General features: G+C 58.5%; 8 protein-coding genes and 2 pseudogenes. 8 read left to right on the top strand and 2 right to left on the bottom strand.

Annotated features, from left to right (window positions below; genetic code table 11):
* The 3 genes and pseudogenes from ACPYOI_RS32585 to ACPYOI_RS32575 form a co-directional block, all read left to right on the top strand.
* A pseudogene (locus ACPYOI_RS32585) lies at nucleotides 1-348 on the top strand (ABC transporter substrate-binding protein); the annotation flags it as partial.
* Nucleotides 349-395: 47 nt separating this feature from the next.
* Nucleotides 396-1,163 (top strand): ABC transporter permease, encoded by a 768-nt coding sequence (locus ACPYOI_RS32580; RefSeq protein ID WP_481415850.1) that lies wholly within the window; start codon nucleotides 396-398, stop codon nucleotides 1,161-1,163.
* Entirely contained in the window at nucleotides 1,132-1,872 is a 741-nt protein-coding gene (locus ACPYOI_RS32575) for an ABC transporter ATP-binding protein (RefSeq protein WP_481415859.1), read from the top strand. Before ACPYOI_RS32580 ends, ACPYOI_RS32575 begins: the two co-directional genes overlap by 32 nt.
* Nucleotides 1,873-2,010: 138 nt before the next feature.
* Here the strand turns inward: ACPYOI_RS32575 and ACPYOI_RS32570 are convergent, their stop codons facing one another.
* On the bottom strand, nucleotides 2,011-2,337 hold the full coding sequence (locus tag ACPYOI_RS32570) for a hypothetical protein (RefSeq protein ID WP_481415849.1): 327 nt from the start codon (nucleotides 2,335-2,337) through the stop codon (nucleotides 2,011-2,013).
* Nucleotides 2,338-2,917: 580 nt separating this feature from the next.
* On the opposite strand from ACPYOI_RS32570, the gene ACPYOI_RS32565 reads away from it, so the two are divergent.
* The 5 genes from ACPYOI_RS32565 (at nucleotide 2,918) to gfa (ending at nucleotide 8,197) form a co-directional block, all read left to right on the top strand.
* Nucleotides 2,918-4,822, top strand: coding sequence for a methanol/ethanol family PQQ-dependent dehydrogenase (locus tag ACPYOI_RS32565; protein ID WP_481415848.1), 1,905 nt, complete (start codon nucleotides 2,918-2,920; stop codon nucleotides 4,820-4,822).
* Nucleotides 4,823-4,983: 161 nt separating this feature from the next.
* The gene (locus tag ACPYOI_RS32560; protein ID WP_481415847.1) at nucleotides 4,984-5,502 is read left to right on the top strand and encodes a c-type cytochrome, methanol metabolism-related; all 519 of its coding nucleotides are present in this window, start codon (nucleotides 4,984-4,986) and stop codon (nucleotides 5,500-5,502) included.
* A gap of 3 nt (nucleotides 5,503-5,505) precedes the next feature.
* Nucleotides 5,506-6,369: a substrate-binding domain-containing protein gene (locus tag ACPYOI_RS32555; protein ID WP_481423919.1), complete on the top strand. Its 864-nt coding sequence runs from the start codon at nucleotides 5,506-5,508 to the stop codon at nucleotides 6,367-6,369.
* 56 nt (nucleotides 6,370-6,425) lie between these two features.
* On the top strand, nucleotides 6,426-7,553 hold the full coding sequence (locus tag ACPYOI_RS32550) for an S-(hydroxymethyl)glutathione dehydrogenase/class III alcohol dehydrogenase (protein WP_481415845.1): 1,128 nt from the start codon (nucleotides 6,426-6,428) through the stop codon (nucleotides 7,551-7,553).
* A 74-nt stretch (nucleotides 7,554-7,627) separates the two neighbouring features.
* A complete protein-coding gene (gfa, locus tag ACPYOI_RS32545; protein WP_481415858.1) occupies nucleotides 7,628-8,197 on the top strand; it encodes an S-(hydroxymethyl)glutathione synthase in 570 nt (189 codons plus the stop codon).
* 249 nt (nucleotides 8,198-8,446) lie between these two features.
* Here the strand turns inward: gfa and ACPYOI_RS32540 are convergent.
* Nucleotides 8,447-9,639, bottom strand: a pseudogene (locus ACPYOI_RS32540) (IS256 family transposase).
* Nucleotides 9,640-10,193 lie beyond the last annotated feature (554 nt).

The raw sequence follows: 10,193 nt of genomic DNA, 5'->3' as shown, positions 1-10,193 counted from the left end.
GCGTCTGGACCCGTTTCGGCGCTCGGTTACGTCTTTAGCGAGAAATGGGCGCTTGAAAATCCCGGTGCTGCGATGGGCTTGGTGAAAGCATCTGCGCAAGCCAAGGATCTCCTGGCCTCTTCCGATGAGGAGTGGCTGCGGCTCGCACCGCTCGTGCGGGCGGAGGGGCAGGAGCTTAAGAAATTGCGCAACCGATATCGCGAAGGAATCCCTCGGCGACCGGTATCTGACGAAGAAGCCGACGCAGCGAAGCTTTACAAGGTTCTGGCAGAGATCGGCGGCACGAAGCTGGTCGGAACGGCGCCCGAGATGGCAACTGGCACGTTCTGGGCGGAGTTGACGAAGTGATTACTGAAAACGTGCCTTCAATGAGACGGAAGGCGCCACTGCATCACATGAGGTTGCCCGCGTTCATTGGGCCGTGGCTGACGACATTGCTCTCTTTGGTGGGGCTCGTGCTGCTCTGGAACCTCGCTGCCGATTTGTGGCCGAGCCGAGCCTTTCCGCCACCGGCGGAGGTCTGGGGAGTGCTCGTCAGGGAGGCGGCAAGCGGCGAGCTCTTCTATCATCTCGGCGCGACGCTTGCCCGCGTTGCCGCGGCTTTCTTCCTTGCGATGATGATCGGCTCCATCGTCGGTGTTCTTCTTGGGAGCAATCGACGCGCCGATCAGTTCTTCAATTCCTGGCTGATCCTGTTCCTAAACATACCGGCGCTCGTTATCATCGTGCTTGCCTATATCTGGTTCGGTCTCAATGAGGCCGCTGCAATCGGCGCTGTTGCGGTCAACAAAATACCGAACGTCGTGGTGATGATGCGCGAGGGGGCACGCGCCCTGGATCCACGGTATGGCGAGATGGCGAGCGTCTATCGCGTCGGCCCGCTCGATCGCGTCAGGCATATCCTGCTTCCGCAATTGCAGCCCTATTTTGCGGCTGCAGCTCGCTCCGGCATCGCGCTGATCTGGAAGATCGTTCTGGTCGTGGAACTCCTTGGCCGCTCGAATGGAGTGGGCTTCCAGATTTACCTCTATTTCCAGCTCTTCGATGTTGCCGCCATCCTGGCCTACACCCTCGCTTTCGTAGCGGTCATGCTGCTTGTTGAACTCCTTCTGGTGCAACCCTTTGAACGACATGCGACCCTTTGGCGCCGACGTCCCGCTTAGGGTCGACATCGCCGAAAAGAGATTCCGTTCCGCTCAAGACGTCGCCCTGACGGCGCTCAGGGATCTTTCCTTTGAGGTCCGCCGGGGTGAATTCGCCTGTCTTTTCGGGCCTTCGGGCTGCGGCAAGACAACCACACTTCGCATACTGCTCGGCCTCGACAAGGATTTTACGGGATCGTTCCAACTCCCGGAGGGCGAAAACAGCCGCATCGCTGCTGTGTTTCAGGAGCCCACACTGCTGCCTTGGCGGACATTGGAGCAGAATGTCAGGCTGACCTTGCCAAAGGCACAGAGGAATCGCGATCTCGCCTGGTTGTTCGAGAAGTTGGGCCTTTCTCCAATGCTTTCCCTCTATCCTTCGGAACTGTCCCTCGGGCTTGCGCGACGGGCTGCCCTGGCGCGGGCCTTTGCGACGGAGCCGACGGTGCTTTTTCTCGACGAGCCTTTCGTATCACTTGATGAACCCACTGCCCAAAAGCTTCGCCATCTGCTGTTGTCGGTCTGGTCGGCGCGGCCGACAACAGCTCTTATGGTGACCCACAATCTGCGCGAGGCATTGATGCTGTCAGATCGCATCATTGTGCTTTCACCGCAGCCGGCGCATGTTGTCGGCATATTCCAGGTGGAATTGGAGCGACGGTCTCGCACAGCCGATGCCACGGGCGAGCTCCTGCGGTCGTTCCAGCAGAGATTTCCGGACGCTGTTTAAATGCCGCTAAAGCTCCCAGCATTGGTGTAGAGATCTTGCTGCAAGCTTGCTTAAATCGGTCCGATTTAAGGACAAAACCATACCGGAATTCGAAGTGCTACAGCGACCTTCGTGTCGACCTATCCAGCCAAACCCTGGTCAGAAGCATCGGATGTCGGCCTCGGCTTGGGCGCGTCTTAGCTCCGAGCTGGCTGCCTTGGCCGACGCGCTTTCCCGAAAGAGCCCGCTTGCTTCGCCGGTCGTTTGCGCCATTCGCCTGAACGTCTCCGCAGCGACATAGTCGTCGTAAGGGATGATTGACGCGATCACGTCGATCGAGCACGAGCAGCGCTCGAGCATGTCGCGCGTTTCACCGTTGGCTTTCATGCAGCCGAGCACATAATCGGCAATCGCTGACGTCGGATAGTCATCGGCGGCTTGCACCGGAGGCATACCGATCAACGCCGCGGCGAGAAAAAGGGGCATTCCTGAACATCCCATCAATCTTGCCACTGTCGTTCTTCACATTTGCCAGCTCGGGTAGCAACGACGGATTTCCTTGAACGTGCGCTTACGCGGCGGAGCCCGGTTGCATCACTGATGCAACCGGGAAAATTTCAATCGCCAACTCACGCCAATCCGGAAATTTACATGTAATGATATAATCAGAAAACGTCAAAGGATTATCATGTTACCGGGGATTCCGAGGGCGGGCGCGATAGAATATCTAAGTAAAGATGTCCGCTTTTACTTTCGAAGGTGAATGTCCCGAGACGCGGCTTTTCGCAGTGCACATATTTAGCCGTAACATTGAAAAAATATTGTTTTCGCTTGCGTGTTGCTTTTTTATGACATAGTCTATCAACTGTTTCCGGCTTCAAAATGGCTTCACTGAAGTAGGGAGTGGTGACAGTCTTTCGCAGGCCAAGCGAGGTGGGTAGACATGGTGCCCTCTGTACGCATCTGGCTCTGACCGTGACACGCTGTCGGAAATACCCCCGTCACGCTGGGCAAGTCCCTGTGCGCGTGGCAATCGATTCCTGATCGTGAATTCTGGGAGGATTTCATGCGTGAACTCACGAGGATAGGTCGCATTCCGTTTGCCGCAGCGTTGTTGGCATGTGCTTCGCTCACAGGAGCGTGGGCCAATGACGATTTGCAGAAACTGGCCTCGGATTCCAAAAACTGGGCCATGCCGACAGGCGATTATGCGAACACCCGCTATTCGAAGCTGAGCCAGATCAACAAGGACAACGCCAAGGATCTCGAGGTCAAGTGGACCTTCTCGACCGGCGTTTTGCGCGGCCACGAAGGCGGCCCGCTCGTCATCGGCGACATAATGTACGTGCACGGACCATATCCGAATCCGGTCTATGCGCTCGATCTCAAAAACGACGGCAGGATTCTTTGGAAATACGAGCCGAAGCAGGATCCGAAAGTCATTTCGATCATGTGCTGCGACACGGTCAACCGCGGTGTCGCCTATGGTGACGGCAAGATTATCCTGTATCAGGCCGATACGATGGTGACGGCACTCGACGCCAAGACCGGCAAGGTCGCATGGCAGGCTCAGAACGGGGAAAAGATTGACGGAAGCCTTTCTGAATCCGGAACGTCTGCACCAATGGTGGTCAAGGACAAAGTCATCGTCGGCGTATCCGGTGCCGAATACGGCGTCCGCGGTCACCTAACGGCCTATAATCTGAGCGACGGGAAGCTCGCTTGGCGGGCCTATTCGACGGGCCCCGATTCCGAAACGCTGATAGACCCGGAGAAGACAACGCATCTCGGTAAGCCGGTAGGCAAGGATTCCGGGATGAACACCTGGGAAGGCGAGCAGTGGAAGACCGGAGGCGGAACCACGTGGGGATGGTACTCCTATGATCCCAAGCTCAATCTGATCTACTACGGCACCGGCAATCCTTCGACCTGGAACCCGAACCAGAGACCCGGCGACAATCGCTGGTCTATGACGCTCTTCGCGCGTGATGCCGACACCGGCATGGCCAAATGGGCTTATCAGATGACGCCGCATGACGAATGGGATTATGACGGCGTCAACGAAATGATTCTTGTCGACGGCCTGCAAATCAACGGGCAACCGAGAGATGTGCTGGTCCATTTCGACCGTAACGGCTTTGCCTACACCCTGGACCGCGCGACGGGCGAACTCCTGGTTGCCAAGAAGTACGATCCGACGGTGAACTGGGCGACCGAAGTCGTGATGGATCCAAACAGCAAGGAGTATGGCCGCCCCCAGGTCGTCGACAAGTACTCGACTGAATTCAACGGCGAGGATGTCAACACCACGGGTGTCTGCCCTGCAGCACTTGGAACCAAGGATCAGCAACCGGCAACCTATTCGCCAAAAACCAAGCTGTTCTATGTGCCGACCAATCATGTCTGCATGGATTATGAGCCATACCGGGTGGGCTATACTGCCGGTCAGGCCTATGTGGGCGCGACGGTGACCATGTATCCCACGCCCCGCAGCCACGGCGGCATGGGTAATTTCATCGCCTGGGACGCGGCCAAGGGTGAGATCGTCTGGTCCAAGCCTGAGCAGTTCTCGGTATGGTCGGGCGCGCTTGCCACCGACGGTGACGTCATCTTCTACGGCACGCTTGAAGGCTACATCAAGGCGGTGGATACGCAAGGAAACGAACTTTACAAGTTCAAGACCCCCTCCGGCATCATCGGCAACATCAACACCTTCGAACATGACGGAAAGCAATATGTAGCCGTTCTGTCGGGTGTCGGCGGCTGGGCCGGTATCGGTCTCGCCGGTGGCCTTCTAGGGGCGGAGGGTGCTGCGGCTTGGCAGACGGCGGTGGCCGGAGAAAAGGCCCCGACTGACGAAAGCAAAAGCATCTCCACGGCAGGATTGGGTGCAGTCGGTGGCTATGCCGCATTGGCTGACTACACCACATTGGGTGGACAGCTAACGGTATTCGGCCTTCCGGATCAATGATGCCGGCGACCGGTTAGCACAGCCGCCGAAGCATAACGATGCGAGAGCCCGACACAGCGCAAGACTGCCGGGCTCTCGGTTTCCACCAGATCATAACATCAAGCGCCTCGTCCAACCGGGAATGCAGGTGGGCAATGGCGTTCGGAGCAAGAGGTTTATGAATGTCATTGCATTTCATTGTTCGCGCACTTGCCCCGTTTCTGCCGTTGGTGATCGGCGTCGCACAGGCGCAAGACAGCAAGGAAAAGGCGGCCGTCGCGACGGAGGAAGACGGAAAATATTTTGATGCCGATGGCAATCCCACCTTCAAGATCGAGAACGGCGTCGTCGATTGGTACACATTCAGCGGATATCGCCGCTATCACGCCGATTGCCATACCTGTCACGGGCCTGATGGCATGGGTTCCTCCTATGCGCCGGCGCTCGCCCAGACCATGAAGAACATCGACTACGCGACCTTCATTTCGATCGTCGCGGAAGGACGCAAGAATATGACCGCCGGCAAGGAAAATGTGATGCCTGCCTTTGGCGACAACAAGAACGTTTATTGCTACCTGGACGACATTTACGTCTATCTGCGCGCCCGCGCCGTCGAAGCGGCGCCGCGAGGCCGACCGCCTCAGAAAGCCGACAAACCCCAGGCCGCGAAAGAGCACGAGGCCTCGTGCATGGGGAGCTGAAACATGGCGACACGCTTGTCCCACCGCCTCGAGCAGATCGCGCCGCTGGCGCTGCTGCTCGCACTCGTCCCCGGGGGAGCGCTGGCGCAAGGAGCCGGGCTTGGTGCAGCGGGGGAACTGGTCGATCCGGACGTGCTGAGAGTCTGCGCGGACCCATCCAACATGCCGTTCAGCGACGAAAGCGGCGAAGGCTTCGAAAACAAGATCGCCAAGCTTGTGGCCGAAAAACTCGGACGAAAATCGGTCTCCTATACCTGGTTTCCGATGGTCATCGGTTTTGTGCGCAATACATTGCGGGCCAATCGTTGTGACATCATCATCGGCTATCCTCAGGGTGACGAGCTGGTGCAAAACACCAACGCCTACTATCGATCGACCTATGTCCTGATCTACAAAAAAAGCGGCGAACTCGACGGCGTTGAAACCATCGAGGATCCGAAACTGGCCGACAAGAAGATCGGGGTCGTGCAGCGTACGCCGCCAAGCACCAACATGGCGGCGGCGAAGCTCATGGGAAAAGCCAAGATATACCCGCTTGTGGTGGATACCCGCGTCGCACCCTCCATGGCCGAAGTGATGATCAAGGATCTGCTCGACGGCGTGATCGACGCCGCGGTCGCGTGGGGACCGATGGCCGGCTACTATGCCAAGGAGTCCGGTGCCGACCTCGCCGTCGTTCCGCTCGTGAAAGAAACGAGTGGTTCGCGAATGACCTACCGGATCACCATGGGAGTGCGCCCCTCCGACCAGGAATGGAAGCGGACGCTCAACCGGTTCATCAGCGACAATCAGGCGGCGATCAACAAAATCCTGCTCGAATACAATGTGCCGCTGCTCGACGAGAACGACAGGCCGATCACCCAGTAGCGGAGCTACAATCGGCAGATCGCCAAAATGCAAGGCTTTCAGGGGAGGAGACGAAGATGAAAACCCGCGCTGCTGTTGCCGTTGGAGCCGGCAAGCCCCTCGATATCATGGAGGTCGATCTGGAGGGCCCGCGCGAGAGCGAGGTGCTGGTCGAAGTGAAGGCGACCGGCATTTGCCATACTGATGAATTCACCCTCTCCGGCGCTGACCCGGAAGGCATCTTTCCCGCCATCCTGGGCCATGAGGGCGCGGGCGTTGTGGTCGATGTCGGCAAGCGGGTGACGAGCGTCAGGAAGGGTGACCATGTCATCCCGCTCTATACCCCGGAATGCCGGCAATGCCCTTCGTGCCTGTCGCGCAAGACGAATCTGTGCACCGCGATCCGGGCCACTCAGGGCCAGGGACTGATGCCTGATGGTACCAGCCGTTTCTCAGCCGACGGCAAGAAGCTCTTCCATTACATGGGTTGCTCGACGTTCTCAAATTTCACCGTGCTGCCGGAGATCGCAGTCGCCAAGGTCAATCCGGATGCCCCCTTCGACAAGATCTGCTACATCGGCTGCGGCGTGACGACCGGTATCGGCGCTGTCCTGAACACCGCCAAGGTCGAAGAAGGCGCGACGGCGGTCGTGTTCGGGCTGGGAGGTATCGGTTTGAACGTCATCCAGGGCCTCCGCCTTGCCGGCGCCGACATGATCATCGGTGTCGACATCAATAACGACAAGAAAGAATGGGGCGAGCGCTTCGGCATGACCCATTTCGTCAACCCGACCGAGGTTGACGGCGATGTCGTGGCCCACCTTGTCAACATGACGAAGCGCGGGGCCGATCAGATCGGCGGCGCCGATTACACCTTCGATTGCACGGGCAACGTGAAGGTTATGCGCCAGGCCCTCGAGGCGGCCCATCGCGGCTGGGGAGAATCGATCATTATCGGGGTCGCAGGCGCTGGTCAGGAAATCGCGACACGGCCGTTCCAGCTGGTCACCGGCCGGGTCTGGAAGGGCACCGCTTTCGGCGGAGCGAGAGGTCGCACCGACGTACCGAAAATTGTCGACTGGTACATGGCTGGCAAGATCGAAATCGACCCGATGATTACCCACACGCTTTCGCTCGACGAGATCAACACAGGTTTCGACCTCATGCACGAGGGCAAGAGCATCCGTAGCGTCATCGTATACTAGCCCGCTGCCGAGGCCGGCCGGAGATTTCAAACCGCAGCCAAGGCTGCAAAAACAGGGGAGAACATACCATGGCAATGGAAATATCGATCCATCCGGCAATCGACAGCGGCGTCACGCCGGCCGATAGCAATTTCAGCGGCGGCACGCTGGTCTGCGCCTGCGTTGACCGACCGGTAAAGGTCGCCATTAAGGGACAGGTCGCACACAATCACGTCTGTGGCTGCACCAAGTGCTGGAAGCCAAAGGGCGTGGCCTTTTCCATCGTGGCGGTTACACCACATGAGAATGTGACCGTGCTGGAGAACGGAGACAAGCTGACGATCATCGACCCCGATGCGCTCATTCGGCGGCATGCCTGCAAGGAATGCGGTGTGCACATGTACGGACCGGTTGAACGCGATCACGCTTTCAAGGGGCTCGACTTCGTACACCCAGAGCGTTTCCAGGAGTCCGGCTGGGCACCGCCCGGTTTCGCCGCCTTCGTCTCCTCAGTGATCGAGTCCGGCGTCGAGCCGTCACGTATGGACGGCATTCGCGCCCGGCTGAGGGCGCTTGGCCTTGAGCCATATGATTGCCTTTCCCCCGCCCTGATGGACTTTGTCGCAACGTGGGTAGCGAAGCGATCAGGGGCACTCCCGAGCTGACGGCGCATTGTCGCTTGCCGCACGGCCGTCGTCGCGATTTCGGCGCCGCGGCAACGGCTGTATGCGTGTGCGTGGCTCCGCCTGGGGCGCAATCAATGATGGCGATCACACGTTGACCTTTATCAACCACTTCATGTCGACAGAATCTATGCGAGTCAGCCATGAAGCCTTCTTCTCAGGGATCGTGTCTCGGGGAGTGGTGAGCTTCCGGCAGAGAGCCGTGCTTTCCGACAAAGAGCCGGCGCGATATCAGCGCGCCACAGCAGGCAGGCTGATTTGTGGATCATCGCTCATCTGAGCGATTGTTTCCAGCGTCATGTAGCGGGACCGTTGCACCGCCCATTCATCGTTCTGTTCGAGCAGCAATGCGCCGACGAGGCGAATGATGGCCTCGTCGTTGGGAAAGATGCCGACGACCTCAGTGCGTCGCTTGATCTCGCCATTTAGACGTTCGATTGGGTTGGTCGAATGCAGCTTGGCCCGATGCTCTTTCGGGAAGGTCATGTAGGCGAGCACATCTTCTTCGGCGTCGTCCATGATGGTAGCGAGTTTTGGAACTTTCGGCCTGATCTGATCAGCGACGCTGCGCCATTGAGCGCTTGCTGTCTGGGAGGTCTCCTGAGCAAAGGCCGTGGCAATGAAGGCGGAGACGACGCGCCTGCCGCTCTTGCCCGCATGTGCCAGGACATTCCTCATGAAGTGAACCCGGCATCTTTGCCAAGTGGCGTTGAGCACCTTGGTGACGACAGCTTTGAGGCCCTCATGGGCATCGGAAACGACGAGCTTCACACCGCGCAGACCTCGGCGCGTGAGCCTGCGCAGGAACTCCGTCCAGATCGGCTCGGCTTCGGACGTGCCGACTTCCATACCCAAAACCTCGCGCCGCCCATCGCTGTTGACGCCGACGGCAATGATAACGGCGACGGAGACGATACGACCGCCACGGCGGACCTTCAGGTAGGTGGCATCGACCCACAGGTATGGCCAATCGCCCTCGATGGGGACGATCCAGAAACGCCTTCACCTTGACGTCGATCTCCTCGCACAGGCGGCTGACCTGGCTCTTGGAGATGCCGCTCATGCCCATGGCTTTGACCAGGTCATCGACCGAGCGTGTCGAGATGCCCTGGATATAGGCTTCCTGAATGACGGCCGTCAGGGCTTTTTCTGCCATGCGACGCGGCTCGAGAAAACTTGGGAAATAGCTGCCCTTGCGCAGCCTGGGAATGCGCAACTCCACGGTTCCGGCCCGCGTCTCCCAGTCCCGATCACGATAGCCATTGCGCTGGGCGAGCCGCAGTGGGTTCTTCTCGCCGAAACCAGCACCCGTCGCGCCGCCGACCTCCAGCTCCATCAACCGCTCGGCCGCAAAGCCCATCATCTCCCGCAGCATCGGCGCTCTTCTCAACAAGCGAACGCACGTTCATCATATCGTCGGTCATCGGTGGTCTTTCCATCAGGTTGGTCTTGAACAACCCGACCCTAAATGGAAAACACTGATGGCCACCTAAACCTCAGGACCTACACCACCCGATGGGGCACGATCTTCTCAGTCAGGCGCATCATCAGTTGTGGACAAGCAAGTTCTTTCTCGCTGATTATATGGCCGCAGAGTAGCAGCCAGGCAGGCACGAAGGCTGAATGTTTCATCGCGCACGGTTGGGCCGACGGCGCTATTGAAAGATTGTTACGAAAGCCATTAGGAATGCCTGTGCCGAGCGTACCAAATCAACGGAGTTGAGAGCTGGTACGCCCCTAGGCTGCCTGTATTTCGCCCAAGGGCGTTGCAACCAAGCCGAACTTTCGTCCGCTGTCGTCTATGCTTGGCTGGCGACCTTTTCGATGCAATCAGCTTCTTGAGCGCGTGCGATAGACGCGCCATTCGCCACCCGCTTCAGGGTCCGCCGCGACTCCCATTCCACATCGCACCAGCGTGTCATTCGTGGAGACCAAACTGCGTCCTTGGGCGCGGAACCTTCAGGGCGCAACATTGTTA

It is taken from the genome of Rhizobium sp. SVR5-2C (assembly GCF_056755115.1).
This window is presented reverse-complemented; position numbering and strand designations above follow the sequence as displayed.